We start from the raw sequence: 17,314 nt of genomic DNA on the forward strand, positions 1-17,314 counted from the left end.
AGATCCGGATGATCACCGATCGACTGGTAGCCACCGACCGGCTGACCGTGAACTACGCCGAGGTCGAGGGCCGGACCGGGGAGCCCGTGGTCCTGGTGCACGGCAACGTCTCCTCCGGCGTCTTCTGGCACTCGACGATGGCCGAACTCCCGCCGCGATACCGGCCGTTGGCGCCCGACCTGCGCGGCTTCGGCGGCAGCGAGCCGCTGCCGGTGGACGCCACCCGGGGTCTGCGCGACCACAGCGAGGACCTGCTTTCCTTCGTGGCGGAACTGGCACTCGGCCCGGTGCACCTGGTCGGCTGGAGCATGGGCGGCGGCGTGGTGCTGCAACTGCTGCGCGACCGGCCGGAGCTGGTCCGCTCGCTCACCCTGGTCAACCCGGTCTCCCCGTACGGCTTCGGCGGCACCCACGGGGTGGACGGACGGCTCAACTCGCCCGACGGAGCGGGCTCCGGCGCCGGCGGTGCGGCCCCCGAGTTCGTCCGGTTGCTGCGCGAGGGCGAGCCGGGCACCGGGTCGCCGTTCGCGCCGCGCTCGGTGCTGGACACCGCCTACGTCAGCGAGCCGCTCGCGGAGCCGGACCGCTATGTGGCGGCGATGCTGACCACCCGGACCGGCGAGGACCACTACCCGGGCGACAGCCGTACCAGCGAGGCCTGGCCGGGCTTCGGACCCGGCGAACGCGGGGTGCTCAACTCGATGGCGCCGACCCACTTCCGGATCGACGACCTGGAAGTGGTCGAGCCGAAGCCGCCGATCCTGTGGATCCGCGGCACGGCCGACGTGATCGTCTCCGACGCCTCGCTCTTCGACCTGGCCCACCTGGGGGCCATCGGTGCGGTTCCGGGCTGGCCCGGCGCGGACACGTGCCCGGCGCAGCCGATGGTGGCGCAGACCCGCGCCGTGCTGGACCGCTACGCCGCCGCGGGCGGCCGGGTGCGCGAGGTCGCGGTCGAAGGTGCCGGGCACAGCGTGCAGTTGGAGCGCCCGAAGGAGTTCCTGGCGGCGCTGGTGGAGACGCTGGGCGGGACGTGAGCACCTTGACGTCGGCGGTGTCGGCGGCGTCGGCGGCGTCGTTCCGGGGGGGGCGGGTCGTGTGAGCCCGCCGCACCGGACGGATCGTCAAGTGGTGTGCTCGACAGTGCAATGGCTTGGCCAACCTTGTCCCTGATCCTCTTGCCCAAGCCATGACAGGCGGCTCATCCTGAACTGCCACCCGTCAACGGCCGCCCCCACGGCCTTCGTTGGCGTGTGCGCTCCTGATCGTCCCCTCACGAAGGAGCCCAGCATGCGCAGATTCGTGATCCGCCTCGCCATTCTTGCCTCCGCGGCCACCACACTGGCCGCCCCCGCCGCCCCGACCGCCGCGGCGGCCGCCCAGGGGCTCGCGTTCCGCCCGCTGCAGTACAACACCAACGGCTACAACTGGGGCGGCTACGCAGCGACCGGCAGTGGCTTCAGTTCGGTCTCGGCGTCCTGGACCGAGCCAAATGCGACCTGCAACTCCACCAACGACCTCTACGCCCCGTGGGTCGGCATCGACGGGTACGGCTCCTCCAGCGTGGAGCAGACCGGGGTGGCCACCGACTGCTCCAGCGGCAGCCCCGTCGACCAGGCCTGGTACGAGATGTACCCGGCGAGCCCGGTCTACCTGAGCCAGAGTTCGTACCCGGTGTCGGCCGGCGACCACATCACCGCCTCGGTGACCTACGTCGGAAGCAACCGGTACACCCTCAAGCTGACCGACTCCTCACGGGGCTGGACCTACACCACCACCAAGTCCACCAGCGCCCAGCGGACCAGCGCCGAGGTCATCATCGAGTCGCCGACCGGCGCCTACCCCGACTTCGGGACGCTGACCTTCACTTCGGCCACCGTCAACGGCAGGTCCCTCGGCTCCGCCGGGCCGGTCGCCCTCGACCCCAGCTCCAACGGCGCCTACGAGGCCACCACCGGCGGCCTGGGCTCCAGCGGCACCAGCTTCACCGAAACGTTCCTCCAGGAGTAGCGACCCTGGGTGCCGGGGCGGGCGGATTGCCACCCGCCTGCCCCGGCACCGCCCCCCTTCGCCGGGTCGGGCGAGACCGACGGCGGCCGGCCCACCGTAGGGGGGCCGCCGCTTCAGCGCGCCGGGCCCGGGGGTGCGGCGGCGGAGCCGTGGACCCGGTCGGTCGGGTTCTCGACGTCGAGGGACGGCGTCGGCGCGGGGGCCGGCGTGGCAGCCACGGGAGGTGGAGTCGCGGTGCGGGACGGCGCCGTGGCGGCCGGGGCCGTCCGGGGCGGTGCGGGGGCGGCCGTGCCCGGGGCTGCCGGAAGAGCCGGCGAAGGTGCCGTCGTGGTGGCCGGTCCGGTGCCGGCCGTCGTCGGGGCTGCCGTCGAAGGCGGTGCCGTGACGGTGCTGGTGGGGGCCGCGGGCGGGCCGGGAGGCTGGTTGCCGCCCTTGCCCGGGTCGCAGGCCGAGGCGGTACCGAGCGCGGTGAGGACGAGGACGGCGATCCCCGCGGCTCTGTGTCGGTGCATGCGGCAGGATCTCCCGGTTGTGGCGGACGGTGTGGCCATGGGACGGGATCCGGACGGAACCGGTTCCCCGGGCCTGGCCCCGACCCTCCCCGATCGGCGCTGCCTCGACCGGGTGCGGCCGGTCGGCATTCCGTTGTCCTGAACTGATTTCACAGAATTGGTTTTAATCACTCGTTATGCCAATTCCCTTCCCAGCGTGCCATTTCACCGGCCAGGCTTCGATCTGCTCAAGTCGGGGTGCGCGATCGCGCACCCCGGATGCCCAGGGAGGACGCACCCGTGCCGAACAGGCAACGACGACGGCTGCTCATGAGCGCCGTCACGCTCACCGCTCTCGGCCTGACCACCACTCAGGCCCTCGCCGCACCCGCCGCACCGTCCGCAGCCCAGCCGGTCCCGGTGCAGCACCTGACCGAGATCGGTCAGAAGCACGCCCAGAAGGTCAAGGGCAAGTCGGCAGCCGGCCAGGCCGTCTCCGCCAAGGCGTTCTCCGCCAAGGCCGAGTCCGGCGGGGACGAGGGCGACGAGGCGGAGAACTCCGCCGAGGGCACCGCGCAGTACACCGAGGCGCGCACCGCCCCCGGCGTGGTCGCTCCCGGTGCCTACGGCGCGGCGTGGGCGCAGCTGCAGTCGCTGCCGCACACCGGCGGTTCCTGGGACCACGTGACGAACAAGCCGTACAACGGCGACGACCCGCGCTACCGGGACGTCAACTCCAACTCCAGCGGTGGTGCCGGCTTCGTCACCGGCCGGATCACCGGCCTCGCGGCCGACAGCGACGGGTACGTCTACGCGGGCGGCGCCAACGGCGGGGTGTTCCGCTCCCGCACCGGCGGCGGGCACTGGGAGGCGATCGCCGACAGGCTGCCCACGCTGTCCACCGGCACCCTGAACCTCGACGGCGGCGGCCGGCTCTGGTACGCCACCGGCGAGTCCAACACCGGCGCGACCTCGTACGTCGGCACCGGCGTGTACGTCCTCGCGGACCCCAAGCACGGCGAGTTCCAGCCGGGCAACCGGGTCGGCGGCGCCGAGCTGGAGTCCACCACGATCCACCAGCTGCGCTTCGCCGGGGACAAGGTGTGGGCGGCCACCAACCGTGGCGTGTGGAGCCACTCCACCACCACGCTCTCGGGCCCGTGGACGCTGGAGTTCGCGCCCAACCCCGACTACCTGCCGGGCGGTTCGAAGGCGGGCGACCCGAGCGCGCCGTACAAGAACATCGCCAACGACGTCGCGATCGACCCCAAGGACCCGTCCAAGGTGATCCTGGCGGTCGGCTGGCGCGGCGGCGACACCTACAACGGCTTCTACGGCAAGGCCGCGGACGGCAGCTGGCAGCGCGTCGCCTCGCTCGGCGACCTGCCGACCGACGCCGCGAACGTCGGCAACGTGACCTTCGCCCGCTCGGCGGACGGCTCGCGCTACTACGCCATCGACCAGTCCCCGGACGTCATGGCGCACGACCCCGACACGGGCCTCAAGGGCATCTACGTCTCCACGTCCGGCTCCCCGTCCGGCCCGTGGACGCTGATCGCGGACAAGGACAAGCTCAAGGGCTCCGGCTCCGCGCTGCAGGACGACGGCTACCAGCCCGGCATCCAGTCCTGGTACAACCAGTTCCTCCAGGTCGACCCGGCGAACCCGGACCACGTCTGGGCGGGCCTGGAGGAGGTCTTCGAGACCACCGACGGCGGCGCCAAGTGGGCCACCATCGCCCCGTACTGGAACAACCCGTTCCCGTGCTGGAGCATCGACCCGGCCAAGCAGACCGGTGACTGCTCGCCGACCACGCACTCCGACCAGCACGCCGTCGCCGTCGGCAGCAGCCACGGCCAGGCCTCGGTGTACGTGGGCAACGACGGTGGCATCTACACCCGTCCGGTCAACGGTCAGCTGGACGCGGGCGGCCACGCCAAGGACTGGAAGTCCCTCAACGACGGCACGATCGACACCCTGCAGTACTACTCGGTCGGCGTCGGCAAGGACCCGGCGGACCGCTCCGGCAAGGGCGTGATCGTCAGCGGCGGTCTGCAGGACAACGGCGAGTCCATCCTGCGCGCCCACGACAAGGTGATGGGCTCCGACTTCGGCGGCGACGGCGCCGACACGATCGTCGACCCCGCCAACGGCTGCAACATCGCCGAGGAGTACGTCTACCTCGACATGTGGGTCACCCAGAACTGCGCGGTCAACGACGGCAGTTGGACGAAGGACCCGAGCAAGGCCACCTCCTACGAGGTCGCCCCGCCCGACAAGGACCTCGGCGGCGCCGGGGCCCGCTTCATCGCCCCGATCACCGCCGACCCGAAGAACGGCGACACCTGGATCGCCGGCGGCCGGCACGTCTGGGTGCAGCACAAGGGCTACGCGATCCGCAGCGGCAGCGAGTGGACCCCGGCGTACGACCTCGGCGAGGGCCACGTCGCCACCGCTGTCGCCACCGTCAACGGCACCGTCTACGCGGGCTGGTGCGGCCCGTGCAACAACGTCGGCTTCAGCCGGGGCATCGCCGTCGGCAAGACCGACGGCACCGGCTGGCACCAGCTCAACCTGCCCGTCGACGGCACCCTGCCCAACCGCTACGTCTCCTCCTTCGCGGTCGACGAGAACGACGCCCAGCACGTCTTCGTCTCCTTCAGCGGCTTCTCCCGCAGCTGGACCGAGGGCCCGGGCGCCGGCATCGGCCACCTCTTCGAGACCCACGACGGCGGCACGAGCTGGACCGACGTCTCGGCCAACCTGCCCGACGTCCCGGCCACCTCGATCAAGCTGCTGCCGAACGGCGGCCTCGCCCTCGGCACCGACCTCGCCGCCTTCTACCGCGCGCCCGGCACCAGCGACTTCAGGGTCCTCGGCAAGGGCCTGCCCACCACCTCGGTGCAGCAGCTGAAGATCGGCCCGGACGGCAAGCTCTACGCCGCCACCTTCGGCCGCGGCGTGTGGTCCTTCGACCTGCGCCGTCTCGGCCACGGCCGCTACGACGAGACGGACGACTGATCCGTTTCTGATCCCTTTCTGACCCGTTTCGCCGAGCGACACCGCCGGTGTGCGGACCGGTCATCCGACCGGTCCGCACACCGGCGGTTCTTCATCCCGGGGGACAGGTGCTGTCGCGGACGACCAGTTCGGGCCGCAGCAGTTGCAGTGAGTTGACCACCGTGCCGGACTTGGCGACGGCGCGCAGCAGCAGTTCGATCGCCAGGCGGGCCATCTCCTGCTTGGGGATGGCGACGCTGGTGAGGGCGGGCCGGGCAAGGCGGACTTCGGGGTTGTCGTCGTGGCCGACGACGGACAGGTCGCCCGGCACGGAACGCCCGGCGAACCTGGCGGCCTCCAGGGCGCCGAGGGCGAGGACGTCGTGGGTGGCGAAGACCGCGGTCAGGGCGGGGTCGGCGGCGAGGGCCGCGTCGGCCGCGGCGAAGCCGCCCGCGACGGTGGGTTCGGCTGCGGTGTGGACGGCGCGGTCGGGGACGGTGAGGCCGTCGGCGGCGAAGGCCCGCCGGAATCCGGCCACGCGGGGGGCGTGGTCGGGACTGGCCAGGACGGCCACCCGCTCGTGTCCGAGGGCCCGCAGGTGGCGTCCGGCCAGGTAGCCCGCGTGCTCGTAGTCGATGGTGACGACCGGGAAGGTGTCCGGCACGTCGCTCTCCCAGGCGCACAGTGCGACCGGGAACCGGGCGTCGGCCAGCAGCGGCAGGTGGCCGATCAGGTCGCGGTCCCCGGCGATCAGCAGGGCGTCCACCGAGCGGCTGGTGAGGCCGGCGAGGTGGCGGCGGGCGCGCTCGCCGTCCAGGCGGGTGGTGCACAGCAGCAGGTGGTAGCCGTGCTCCTCCAGGACGTCCTCGACGGCTTCGACGACGGCGGAGTAGAACGCCCCGGCGACGGTGGGCACGAACAGCCCCACGGTCCTGGTGCTGCCGGTGGCCAGTGAGCGGGCCACCAGGTTGGGGGTGTACCCGAGTTCGTCGATCGCGGCCCGGACCCGGGCTGCGGTCGCGGGCCGTACGGCGACCCGGCCGCTGATGACGTTCGAGACCGTCTGCTTCGTGACGCCGGCCCGTCGGGCCACGTCCTGCATCGTCACCATGAGCGCCCCACGATTTGACCGGTCAATCCTGATGACTCGACCGTAGGACCAGGGTTGAGGAGGAGTCAAGCCGTCCTGACAGGCCGTGAACTGGGCGACGGAAGCGGAGCGCGTACGACCGCTCGGGCCGGTCCGGCCAATATTGCCGGGTCTCTTGTTTTACCGGTCAAGTGAGCTATACGGTTCCCAACCATCCAGCGGGGCCGGGTCTGCCGCCTCCCTGCCCCCGACGTCTGCCTGCCCGGGCCCGCGCGGCCGTCGTGCCTCCGAGAGGACACCCCATGCGTAGATCAACCATGCCCGCCACCAGCCGCGTCCTGGGAGCCGCACTCGCCTCGGCACTCGCCCTCGGGGTCGGCGCATGCGGTTCCGGCTCCGGCTCGGACTCCGGCTCCGGCGGCGAGGCCAAGGCCGGGTCGAGCTTCACCTACTGGTCGATGTGGCGGGCCGAGGAGCCGCAGGCCCAGGTGCTGAAGGCCTCGATCGCGGACTTCACCGCCGCGACCGGCATCAAGGTCGACGTCAACTGGGCCGGCCGCGACGTCTCGAAGAAGATCGGCCCGGCGATCGCCGCCAACCAGGCGCCCGACCTGTGGGACCAGGCCAACGACGCGATCTTCGGCGCCGTCGCCTCGGCCGGCCAGGCCCGCGACCTGTCCGCCGTGCTGGCCATGCAGGTCCCCGGCGAGAACGTCCCGGTCTCCCAGGTGATCCCGGCCAAGTACTTCGACATGCTGCCGAAGGACCCGGCCGGGTCCAACCACTACGTCATCCCCTACGAGGTCGCCACCACCGGCCTCTACTACAACGCGGCCGACCCGGACATCGCCGCCGCCCTGCCCGCCGCCCCCGCCGACTGGGCGGGCCTACTGAAGGCCTGCGACGCGCTCAAGGCCAGGAACAGGCCCTGCATCGCCTCCGAGGGCGAGGACCCCTGGACCAACGGCCTCTACCTCGACTACCTGCTGAACGCGGGCGGCGTCGACGTCAGCAAGCTCGCCGCCGACAGGTCCGGCGCGGCCTGGGACGCCCCCGCCGTGCTGAAGGCGGCGCAGCAGGTCGAGCAACTGGTCAAGGGCGGGTACCTCATCCCGGGCTACGACGCGACCAAGTACCCGGCGCAGGAGACCAATTGGACGGCCGGCAAGGCGGCGCTCTACATGAACGGCAGCTGGGTCACCGCCGAGGTCGCCAAGCAGGTCCCGGCCGGCTGGACGTTCGGCTCGATCCTGCCGCCCGGCGTGAAGAGCCCGGACGCCGCACTGTTCGGCTTCTCGGTCCCGAAGAAGGCCAGGCACGCGGAGGCGGCCGAGCAGTTCATCGCCTTCTTCCTGCAGAAGAAGCAGATCGCCGGGATCTCGACCACCGCGCTCAACATCACCCCGCGCGAGGACATCCCGGCCCCGGCCGAACTCGCCGACGCTCAGAAGGCGTTGAGCGGTTCGACGGTCCGGCTGGCCTTCGACGGCGTGGCCGGCGACTGGTTGCCGAAGGTCCTCGACAAGAACTACCTGGACCTGTGGCACGGCAAGACCGGCGCGGAGCAGTTCGTCGCCAAGTGCAAGGCCGACCAGGCCTCGTACTGGAAGACCCAGGGCTGAGCCGGTGCCCACCCTGCTCCGTGCCAGCCTCCGTGACAGCCCCCGGCCCCGGAGCGGGCCGGCCCGGCAGGCCCCACCGGCCTCGGCCCGCCGCGGCGCCGGCCCGCTGCAGGCCCGGCAGCGCCGGACGTTCTGGCCGTTCACCGCCCCCGCCCTGCTCACCTACGGGGTGCTGTTCCTCGCCCCGGTCGGGTACGCGGTCTGGACCAGCCTCCACAAGTGGGACGGCATGGGAACGATGCAGTGGCGTGGCCTGCGCAACTACCAACTCCTGTTCCAGGACCCGTACTTCCGTACCGCCCTGGTCAACACCCTGAAGCTGATGTTCGTCGGCGGCACGGTCACCTTCGCCATCAGCTTCGCGCTGACCCTGGTGCTGCGCGAGATGCGGGCCAGACTGTTCGCCAGGTCCGTGCTGTTCTTCCCGTGCCTGGTCAACGGCATGGTCTTCGGCATCGCGGCGGGCTTCCTGTTCTCGCCGACCGGACCGGTCGACCAGGTGCTGCACGTCCTCGGGGTCACCACGCCGCCGAAGTGGCTGTCGACGGACAACCTGCTGCCGATGATCCTGTCCACACTGATCTGGACGGCGACCGGCTACTACACCTCCATCATCATGGCCGCCGTCGACCAGATCCCGCAGTACCTCTACGAGGCGGCCGAACTCGACGGCGCGAACGCCTTCCAGCGCTTCCGCCACGTGACCCTGCCCTGCGCCTGGGACGTCGTCTCGGTGTGCGCGGTGCTGTGGACGGTCAGCTCGGTGAAGATCTTCGAGCTGATCCTGCTGTTCGGCGGCACCAGCAGCGCCTACCCGCCGGCCGACAGCTGGAACACCGCCATGTACGTGTACGCGGAGGCGTTCCCCCAGGCCACGACGCCGAGGCTCGGGACGGCCACGGCAGCGGCGATCGTCAGCCTGTTCATGGTCACCGTGGTGACGCTGGTCCTGCGCCGGCTGATGCGCCGCGATCCCGTCGAGTACTGAGAAAGGTCACAGCCCGTGCAAACCCAACGCCGGTCGAGCGGCCCGGTCAGACCGATCGCCACGGCGCTCGTCTGGTGCGTGGTGGCGGCGGACCTCCTGCTGATCGCCTGGATCGCGCTGACCTCGCTGCGCGGCAGCTCCGACATCCTCCGGCAGGCCTTCGCGCTGCCGGCGCCGCCCCGCTTCGACAACTACGCCAGGGCCTTCCAGGACGGCGGCTTCGGGCCCGCGGCGTTCAACAGCGTCATCGCCGCGGTGGTCTCCTCCGTCCTCGCCGTCGTCATCGCCGCACCCTGCGCCTACGCCCTGGCGCGCCGCCGCTCGCGGGTCTCCTCCGCACTCACGGTGTCCTTCGCGATGGGCCTCGGCGTGCCCGGCCAGGTGCTGGTGGTGCCGCTGTTCGTCGGCCTGGCCCAGGTGAACCTGCTGGACAGCCGGTTCGGCCTGATCCTGGTCTACGTCGGCCTGGCCATGCCCTTCACCGTGTTCGTCCTGACGGGGTTCTTCAGCGGGATCCCGACCGTGCTGGAGGAGGCCGCCGCCCTGGACGGCGCCGGGCCGCTGCGCACCTTCGTGCAGGTCGTGATCCCGGTCGCCCGCGGCGGCCTGATCACCGCGTTCCTGCTGCAGTTCATCAGCTCCTGGAACGAGACGCTGTTCGCCCTCGTCCTGACGCACAGCCAGGACCGGATCACCCTGCCGGTGGCGCTCTCCCAGTTCGTCGCCGCCGCGCAGCTCAACGGCATGGACTACGGCACGATGTTCGCCGGAGTCTGCATCATCCTCGCCCCGATGATCGCGCTATTCTCCTGGCTGGGAACGCGGATCATCCAGGGCATGACCATGGGAATCGGCAAATGACCTCGACCCTGCGCACCGACGTCCTGCGGATCGAGGGGGCCGGAGACCCGGTCGGCACCCTCCCCATCCTGCACGGAATCCCGTCCCGGGTCGCCGACGGCGTCGGCATCGACGCCGAGATGCGCCGCAACCTCGCCTACGGAGCACCGCACTCGCTGCTGCCCTACACCCGGCAGGACGGCTACGACCGCACCCGCACCGAGCGCGACCTGCCCACCGTGGTGCTGGAGAACGACGTCCTCACCGCCACCTTCCTGCCCGGCTACGGCGGCCGCCTCTGGTCGCTGGTCCACCGGCCGAGCGGCCGCGAACTGCTCCACCGCAACCCGATCCTGCAGCCGGCCAACCTCGCGCTGCGGGACGCCTGGCCGGCCGGCGGCGTGGAGTGGAACCTCGGCACCACCGGCCACTGGCCGCTGACCTGCGAGCCGCTGCACGCGGTCCGCGCGAGCGCGCCGGACGGCACCCCGGTGCTGCGGATGTTCGCCTACGAGCGGCTGCGCGGCCTGATCCTGCGGATGGACACCTGGCTTCCGGCCGGCTCGCCGGTCCTGTTCGTCCACGTCGCCGTGCACAACCCGTCCACCGAGGAGGCCCCGGTCTACTGGTGGTCGAACATCGCCGTCCCGCAGGCCGCGGACGTACGGGTGCTCGCCCCGGCCGACCACGCCTTCCACTGCGACTACGTCAGCGAGCTCAGGCGCGTGCCGTTCCCGGCCGTCACGGGCGGGGAGCGCAGCAGGGACCACAACAGGGACCACAGCTACCCCGGCCGGGCCGGTGCCGCCGCCGACTACTTCCTCGACCTCCCTGCCGGCGAACGCCGCTGGATCGCGGCCCTGGACGGGACCGGAGCAGGCCTGGTCCAGACCTCCACCGAGCGGCTGCGCGGCCGCAAGCTCTTCTGCTGGGGCACGGGCACCGGCGGCAGGCACTGGCAGGAGTGGCTGTCCGGGCCCGGCTCCGCGTACCTGGAGATCCAGGCCGGACTCGCCCGCACCCAGCTGGAGCACCTGCCGATGCCCGCCGGCGCGACCTGGTCCTGGGTCGAGGCGTACGGGATGCTCGAAACCGACCCCTCGGCCGTGCACGGGCCCTGGGAGCAGGCCCGGTCGGCCGCCGCCGACGCCCTCGACCTGCTCGTCCCGGCCGAAGGGCTGGAGCGGGCGCTGGCCCTGGCCGGCCAGTTCGGCGAGCCGCAGGAGGTCCTGGCGCAGGGCGACGGCTGGGCCGCCCTGGAGATCGAGGCGGGCAGCTTCGCCCCGTCACCGCTGTTGCCCTTCGGCGTCCCCGGCGCCCAACAGCAGCCCTGGCGGCACCTGTTGGCGACCGGCACCCTGCCGATCAGCGACCCGCCGGCCGCCCCCGTCACCGGAGCACGCTGGCGCGCACTGCTGGAGGAGGGTGCGAACGACTGGCACGCCCTCTACCACCTCGGCCTGGTCCGGCTCGCCGACGGCGAACCCGACGCGGCCCGCCGGGCGTGGCAGCGTTCGCTCGCCGAGCGGCGGTCGCCGTGGGCCCTGCGGGCGCTGGCCTTCCTGGCCGCCACGCCGGACGAAGCCGCGGACCTGATGGCCGAGGCACACCGACTGCGCCCCGACCTGAGGGAGTTGACCACCGAGGTGCTGGACGCCCTGCTGCGGGCCGACCGCGCGAAGGACGCCCTCGCCGCCATCCGGGCCCTGCCCGCCGCCGCCCGCGGCCACGGCCGGATCCGCCTGGCCGAGGCGGAGGCCGCGCACGCCCTCGGCGACCACGACCACGTCCGACGGTTGCTGGCCGAGGGGATCCGCGTCGACAACATGCGCGAGGGCGAGGTCTCCCTCGACACCCTCTGGCTGGCCGTCCACCCGGACCGGCCGGTCCCGCCGCACTACGACTTCCGGATGTCTCAGGGCTGAACCCGGTCGGTCGGCGTTCGTCGGCGCCAGGTCGGCGCCAAGGTCGACGAAGGTGTCTGCCGAAGCGGTCACTCCGGAGGCATGACCTCACAACCTCGCGACCGGTGTGCAACCTTTCCGTTGTCGCGGCGGTGAGTAGGGCAGAGCGACGGTCCGGCAGGGTCGTCGTGCGGACGGAAGAGGAAGCGGATGACCCTGAGCGCATTGCACATCCCGGTGGAGGAGGAACCTCCCCGGCCCGTCGAGGCAGCGGCACTGGCTGCCGTGACCGGCGCCGACCGTTGGGGGCTCGACTTCGAGGAGTTCGCCGCCACCCGCTGGCGGCGGCTGGTGCGCACCGCCTACCTGCTCACCGGCGACCACCACGAGGCCGAGGACGTGGTGCAGGCGACCTTCGCGAAGGTCTTCCGGAGCTGGTCCCGGATCAGTCGCCTGGACGAGCCGGACGCCTACGTCCACCGGGCCCTGGTGAACAACAACCTGAGCCGTCACCGGCGGCGCCGGGTCAGGCAGTTGCTCGTGCCCGTCCTCCCCGACCGGGCGCACACCGCGGGCGGCGGCCACCGGGCCGTCGAGGAGCGCTCGGTGCTGCTCCAGGCGCTGGCGGAACTGCCGCCCCGCCAGCGGGCCGTGGTCGTCCTGCGGTACTGGGAGGACATGGGCGAGCAGCAGGTCGCCGAGGTGCTCGGCTGCTCGCTGGGCAATGTGAAGAGCCAGGCCAGCCGCGGCCTTTCGAAGCTGCGCGGCCATCCGGCCCTGGCCTCGTACGCAACGGAGGCAACGGACGCAACGGACAGCGACAGCACCGGTCCGACGACCGGCAGCACGACCGACCGCACGAACGGAGGAGACAGGTGATGGACACCCAGCACATGGACACCGAGGACATGCTGCGCGGCGCGCTGCGGGACGAGGCGGACGGACTCGCGGTGGGGGAGTGGACCGTCGGGCCCCTCCGGGAGCACGTCCGCCGGCAGCGGCGCGGGCGCCGGGTGGTGACGGGCGTGTCGGCCGTGGTGGCCGCGCTCGCGGTGGTGGCCGGTACGGGCGCGGTGCTGTCCGCGCAGCACGGGCCCCGGGCCGTCGGGCCGGCGGCGCAGGCCCCGCTGGTACCGGCGGAGCCGGCGCCCGAGCCGGTGGTGCTGGAGCCCGGTCAGCAGCTGCCGTTGGGCCGCCAGGACTGGTGGATGCAGCTGAAGGACCAGGAGATCTGCATCCACGACGCCCCCTCGTACAAGACCGGGCCGGGCTGCGGCGGATACTCCTGGGCGGCGGGTTCGACCGGGATGGCCATGCAGTACCTCGCGAACCTGCCGCAGGGCGAGGAGGGTCTGTACAACCTCGTCTACCACGGGCCCGGTCCGGTGGCCCGGATGACCGTGGAGCTGGGCGGCCGGGCCTACTGGGCCGCCGTCGTCACGCTCCCCGGCACCCCGGGCTACGCCACCGGCTACGCCTGGGCGCCCAGTCTCAGGGCGACCGGCGACCCGAAGATCTACCCGGCCGAGGGCGTCAGGATCACCGCGTACGACGCCCAGGGCGGGGTCCTGGCGACCAAGATCCTGACATCCTGACCGGTACCGCCAGTACTGCCGGTACCGCTGCTCGGCCGTCTGCGGTACTTCCGTGAGCGAACGTGTCCATGTCGGGGGCGCCGGAGCACCAGTCGTCCTTCTCGATCACACAATGTGACGGCCATGTCACGTGATCGAAAGGACCGACCTGTGGCACCCGCACACCGACGGAGACCGATCCCTCCCGGACGTCCCCGCAGACCCTCCCTCAGGCGCCCGCTCGGCGCGGCCCTCGCGCTCTCGCTGGCCGCCGGACCGCTGCTGCTGTCCGTACAGGCCTGGGCCGGCGAGAGCGCCGCGCCGCCGCCGAACCCGACCACCACCGCGAGGTCCGGCGGCGCCACCGACCAGCCGCCGGACCGGACGGACCGCCCGGGACCGGAGGCGCCCCGGCTGGTCAGGCCGCTGCAGCGGGTGCCGGGGCTGACCATCATCGACGCGGACGCCTCCGCCAGCTCCACCCCGACCTTCGGCGAGCCGTCGATCGCGATCAACCCCGCCAACCCCCAGCAGATCGCCATCACCCGATTCGGCCCCATCCCGGGATCGCGCTGGAACAACGCCGCCCAGCTGCTCTACTCCACCAACGGCGGCACCAGCTGGACCCCCGAGTCGGCCATCCCGGTCCCGCCGGGCGTCCCCGGCACCTCCGGCGGGCCGTGCGACCAGACGATCGACTACGGCCGCAACGGCACCCTCTACGGCACCTTCCTCACCTGCAACACCGGCGCCAACGTGGTGGTTACCGGCTCGACCACCGACCCCACCAAGGCCTCGTCGTGGGCGTGGAACAACCCCACGCCCACCACCACCCAGCTCACCACCGGCACGCACCCGTTCAACGACCAGCCCTGGCTGATCACCAACCCCGACACCGCCACCCCGACCCAGGACAACGTCTACGTCGGCTACCAGGACTTCAACGCCACCGGCACCACGGCCAGTCCGCACGACCGGGTGAACGTCGCCCGCAACCACGCCAGCCCGGTCGACTTCCCCGCCGCCAACGACGTGGGGGTCGGATCGGGGGCCCTGAACGACGGCATCAACGGCGGCCTCCGGCTGGCCGGCGACCCGCGCAACGGCGCCGTGTACGCCCTCTACCAGCAGGGCGGCAGCAACACGGTCAGCCAGCCCCAGCCCGTCACCATCAGGATCAACCGGTCCACCGACGGCGGCCGGACCTGGGACCTGGGCAACCCCCGCTCCCCCAGCACACCCCCGACCACGGCCACGGACGGCGTCACCGTCGCCTCGGTCAGCAGCGACCAGGGCAACCAGGGCTTCAAGTTCGGCGGGGTCAACGCGCTGATCGGCGGCATCCACCACGCCGCCGTCGACCCGACCAGCGGCGACGTGTTCGTCGCGTACGGCGTCGACGTCTCGGGCACCAACCAGATCCGGCTGCGCCGGCTCACCGACAACGGCGCGAACGACCTCACCATCGGCTCCGAGGTGAACGTCTCCACCTCGACGAACGCGGCGCTGCCGTCCGTCGCGGTGCTCAGCGACGGCACCGTCGGGGTCCTCTACCTGACCTCCGACGGCAACAACACCAACGGCTTCCCGATCTTCACCGCGCACCTCGCCCGGAGCTTCGACCACGGCGCCACCTTCACCGACTTCCAGCTGCGCTCCTACACCACGCCGGTGGGCACCGCCGGATTCCCCACCGAGCGACTGTTCGGTGACTACGAGCAGCTCAAGGCGGTCGGCACCACCTTCTACGGCGCGTTCGTCGGCAACCTCAACGGCACCGGCCAGACCACGGCCCAGCCGACCGACACGATCTTCTTCAGCGTCCCGAAGACGGCCACCAGCTCGACGCTCACCTCCTCCGCCGACCCGTCCGTCTACGGGCAGCCGGTGACCTTCACCGCCACCGTCGTCCCGACCCCGGACGGCGGAACGGTCACGTTCAAGGTCGACGGCACCCAACTCGGCAGCCCGGTGCCGGTCGACACCACGACCGGGAAGGCCACCTCGGCCGCCATCTCCTCGCTGACCGTCGGCGACCACACCGTCGAGGCCACCTACAGCGGTGACCTCGACTTCCAGGGCAACACGGCCATGAGCCTGACCCAGACCGTCACCCAGGCCTCCGTCACCACCACGCTCGCCTCCTCGGACGGCGGCCAGGCGGCCTTCGGACAGCCCGTCACCTTCACCGACACGGTCTGCCCGGCGCCCCCGAGCACCGACCCGGCCCTGCCGCCCTCCGGGACGGTGACGTTCCGGGACGGCTCCACCGTGCTCGGCACCGGCACCCTCGCCCCCGGTGGCGGCGCCCACTGCGGTCAGACCCAGGTGACCTTCGCCGACCTGCTCCCCGGCAGCCACACGATCACCGCGCAGTACAGCGGTGACGGCAACTTCCTGGCGGGCGGGCCGGAAACCCTCACCGAGATGGTGACCTGCGCCAACGTCATCACCGGTGACGTCCGCGGCGGCGTGGACGCGACCGCGCCGAGCACCTGCGTCATCGGCGCCACCGTGCACGGGTCGGTCCACGGCGCGGCCGGCGGGGCCCTGTTCATCGGCCACTCCACCGTCTTCGGCGATGTGCACTCCGAGCACGGCACGCTCTTCGCCATGTGCGGCTCCACCTCCACCGGCACGGTGGAGGTGGGTGGTGCGAGCGGGTTCGTCCTCGTCGGCGACCCGGGTGACGACCGCTGCACCGGCAACCGGGTCAACGGCTCCGTCCACCTCATCGACAACCACGCGGGCGCCGAGCTGATCGCCAACCGGATCGGCGGCTCGGTCGAGGTCAACGGCACGACCGGCACCGGTCCGTTCCCCGAGGACACCCAGGCCGAGATCGAGGGCAACACGATCGGTGGCTCGCTCCACTGCACCGGCAACAACCCGCCGCCGACCAACGGCGGTCACCCCAACACCGTCCACGGCACGCGCACCGGGCAGTGCGCCAATCTGTGAACCGGTGAACCGGTGAACCGGTAAGTCGATCCGAGGGGTCCGGCGCCGCGCGCCGGGCCCCTCGGCACGCCCGCCCCCGTACCCGCCCGGAATCTGTCGATCAGCCGGAGTTTCCCGGTTTCGGTGGCGCCCGGCCGGCCGCTGAGGGATCGTCGGTCAACGACGCCCAACCGGGCGGGCAGCGTCAGGTCGACGCCGAAAGGGGTGCCGTGGTGCAGCAGACGTGGACGACGGACGAGTTCGGAACCTCGCACGAAGGCAGGGTCGGCGTGCTCCTGGCCGACGGCACCACCCCACGCCCGGTCACCTACCCGACGGCGAGCGGCGGCGGCGGATCGAGTACGTCGTACTGGACGGCCTACACCGGAGACCGCTTCGGCCTCGCCCCCAGGGCGCACGCGCTGCGCCCGGTCTGCTCCTGCGGGTGGACCGGACCCGAGCACCGGGTCGACTGGCCCGAGCCCGACGAGGAGGGCGAGGACGGCAAGGCGGAGTTCGGCGACCAGGCCTACGACGCGGCCGACGCCTGCCAGGACGAATGGGACGAGCACATCGCCGAGGTGGAGCGGTCGACCGTCCCCCTGCCCGAGGCGGTCACCGAACTCCTGCGCCGGCTGGGCGAGGAGATCGAGACCCTGGGGGACAGCTCCCCGCTGGCGGCCCTGCGGGCGGCCCACCAGCTGGAGGTGACGGCCAAACAGGCCGGCTACTGGCCCGCCTGCGCGGTCCGGCGCGAGGTCAGCCGCGAGCGGGCCGCGGCCGCCCTCGGCCTCGACGAGGACGGCGTCCGCCGCCTGCTGTCCCACTTCGACGGCGCGGACTTCTACAGCTGAC

Annotated in this window: 13 protein-coding genes; 11 read left to right on the forward strand and 2 right to left on the reverse strand. The window is 72.0% G+C overall.

From position 1 onward, the window contains the following. The first annotated feature begins 8 nt into the window (after positions 1-8). Both CRP52_RS34255 and CRP52_RS34260 read left to right on the forward strand, forming a co-directional pair. A complete protein-coding gene (locus CRP52_RS34255; RefSeq protein WP_097240733.1) occupies positions 9-1,037 on the forward strand; it encodes an alpha/beta fold hydrolase in 1,029 nt (342 codons plus the stop codon). Positions 1,038-1,290: 253 nt separating this feature from the next. Continuing rightward, positions 1,291-2,010: a G1 family glutamic endopeptidase gene (locus CRP52_RS34260; RefSeq protein ID WP_097240734.1), complete on the forward strand. Its 720-nt coding sequence runs from the start codon at positions 1,291-1,293 to the stop codon at positions 2,008-2,010. A 113-nt stretch (positions 2,011-2,123) separates the two neighbouring features. On the opposite strand, the gene CRP52_RS37850 is transcribed toward CRP52_RS34260, so the two are convergent. Continuing rightward, positions 2,124-2,522, reverse strand: coding sequence for a hypothetical protein (locus CRP52_RS37850; RefSeq protein WP_143685898.1), 399 nt, complete (start codon positions 2,520-2,522; stop codon positions 2,124-2,126). Positions 2,523-2,780: 258 nt separating this feature from the next. Here CRP52_RS37850 and CRP52_RS34270 point away from each other — a divergent pair, with 258 nt between their 5' ends. Beyond that, entirely contained in the window at positions 2,781-5,522 is a 2,742-nt protein-coding gene (locus CRP52_RS34270; RefSeq protein ID WP_097240736.1) for a glycosyl hydrolase, read from the forward strand. A 91-nt stretch (positions 5,523-5,613) separates the two neighbouring features. Here the strand turns inward: CRP52_RS34270 and CRP52_RS34275 are convergent, their stop codons facing one another. Then, on the reverse strand, positions 5,614-6,612 hold the full coding sequence (locus CRP52_RS34275; RefSeq protein WP_097240737.1) for a LacI family DNA-binding transcriptional regulator: 999 nt from the start codon (positions 6,610-6,612) through the stop codon (positions 5,614-5,616). A gap of 281 nt (positions 6,613-6,893) precedes the next feature. Between CRP52_RS34275 and CRP52_RS34280 the strand changes: the two genes are divergently transcribed. The 8 genes from CRP52_RS34280 (at position 6,894) to CRP52_RS34315 (ending at position 17,313) form a co-directional block, all read left to right on the forward strand. Next, positions 6,894-8,213, forward strand: coding sequence for an ABC transporter substrate-binding protein (locus CRP52_RS34280; protein WP_143685899.1), 1,320 nt, complete (start codon positions 6,894-6,896; stop codon positions 8,211-8,213). Between the two features lie 4 nt (positions 8,214-8,217). Then, positions 8,218-9,201 carry a carbohydrate ABC transporter permease gene (locus tag CRP52_RS34285; protein ID WP_257033192.1) on the forward strand — a complete coding sequence of 328 codons (984 nt, stop codon included), beginning with the start codon at positions 8,218-8,220 and terminating at the stop codon, positions 9,199-9,201. Positions 9,202-9,216: 15 nt separating this feature from the next. Beyond that, on the forward strand, positions 9,217-10,062 hold the full coding sequence (locus CRP52_RS34290; RefSeq protein WP_097240739.1) for a carbohydrate ABC transporter permease: 846 nt from the start codon (positions 9,217-9,219) through the stop codon (positions 10,060-10,062). Then, the gene (locus CRP52_RS34295; protein WP_097240740.1) at positions 10,059-11,966 is read left to right on the forward strand and encodes a DUF5107 domain-containing protein; all 1,908 of its coding nucleotides are present in this window, start codon (positions 10,059-10,061) and stop codon (positions 11,964-11,966) included. The genes CRP52_RS34290 and CRP52_RS34295 overlap by 4 nt, the downstream gene beginning before the upstream one ends. Before the next feature lie 189 nt (positions 11,967-12,155). Further along, positions 12,156-12,824, forward strand: a complete 669-nt coding sequence (locus CRP52_RS34300) for a SigE family RNA polymerase sigma factor (protein ID WP_097240741.1) — start codon at positions 12,156-12,158, stop codon at positions 12,822-12,824. Further along, positions 12,824-13,540 carry a hypothetical protein gene (locus CRP52_RS34305; RefSeq protein ID WP_097240742.1) on the forward strand — a complete coding sequence of 239 codons (717 nt, stop codon included), beginning with the start codon at positions 12,824-12,826 and terminating at the stop codon, positions 13,538-13,540. Before CRP52_RS34300 ends, CRP52_RS34305 begins: the two co-directional genes overlap by 1 nt. Positions 13,541-13,690: 150 nt before the next feature. Further along, the gene (locus CRP52_RS34310) at positions 13,691-16,480 is read left to right on the forward strand and encodes an Ig-like domain-containing protein (protein ID WP_097240743.1); all 2,790 of its coding nucleotides are present in this window, start codon (positions 13,691-13,693) and stop codon (positions 16,478-16,480) included. 209 nt (positions 16,481-16,689) lie between these two features. Further along, complete coding sequence (locus CRP52_RS34315) at positions 16,690-17,313, forward strand: hypothetical protein (RefSeq protein WP_097240744.1); 624 nt, start codon at positions 16,690-16,692, stop codon at positions 17,311-17,313. The last annotated feature ends 1 nt before the right edge of the window (position 17,314 follow it).

Source organism: Streptomyces sp. 1331.2, from assembly GCF_900199205.1.
GTDB lineage: Bacteria > Actinomycetota > Actinomycetes > Streptomycetales > Streptomycetaceae > Kitasatospora.

What these genes read in the sequence shown, in the direction of transcription:
- CRP52_RS34305 (WP_097240742.1), top strand. Translation starts at nt 12,824, where the DNA reads ATGGACACCCAGCACATGGACACCGAGGACATGCTGCGCGGCGCGCTG.
- CRP52_RS34300 (WP_097240741.1), top strand. Translation starts at nt 12,156, where the DNA reads ATGACCCTGAGCGCATTGCACATCCCGGTGGAGGAGGAACCTCCCCGG.
- CRP52_RS34295 (WP_097240740.1), top strand. Translation starts at nt 10,059, where the DNA reads ATGACCTCGACCCTGCGCACCGACGTCCTGCGGATCGAGGGGGCCGGA.
- CRP52_RS34280 (WP_143685899.1), top strand. Translation starts at nt 6,894, where the DNA reads ATGCGTAGATCAACCATGCCCGCCACCAGCCGCGTCCTGGGAGCCGCA.
- CRP52_RS34275 (WP_097240737.1), bottom strand. Translation starts at nt 6,612, where the DNA reads ATGGTGACGATGCAGGACGTGGCCCGACGGGCCGGCGTCACGAAGCAG.
- CRP52_RS34255 (WP_097240733.1), top strand. Translation starts at nt 9, where the DNA reads ATGATCACCGATCGACTGGTAGCCACCGACCGGCTGACCGTGAACTAC.
- CRP52_RS34270 (WP_097240736.1), top strand. Translation starts at nt 2,781, where the DNA reads ATGCCCAGGGAGGACGCACCCGTGCCGAACAGGCAACGACGACGGCTG.
- CRP52_RS37850 (WP_143685898.1), bottom strand. Translation starts at nt 2,522, where the DNA reads ATGCACCGACACAGAGCCGCGGGGATCGCCGTCCTCGTCCTCACCGCG.
- CRP52_RS34260 (WP_097240734.1), top strand. Translation starts at nt 1,291, where the DNA reads ATGCGCAGATTCGTGATCCGCCTCGCCATTCTTGCCTCCGCGGCCACC.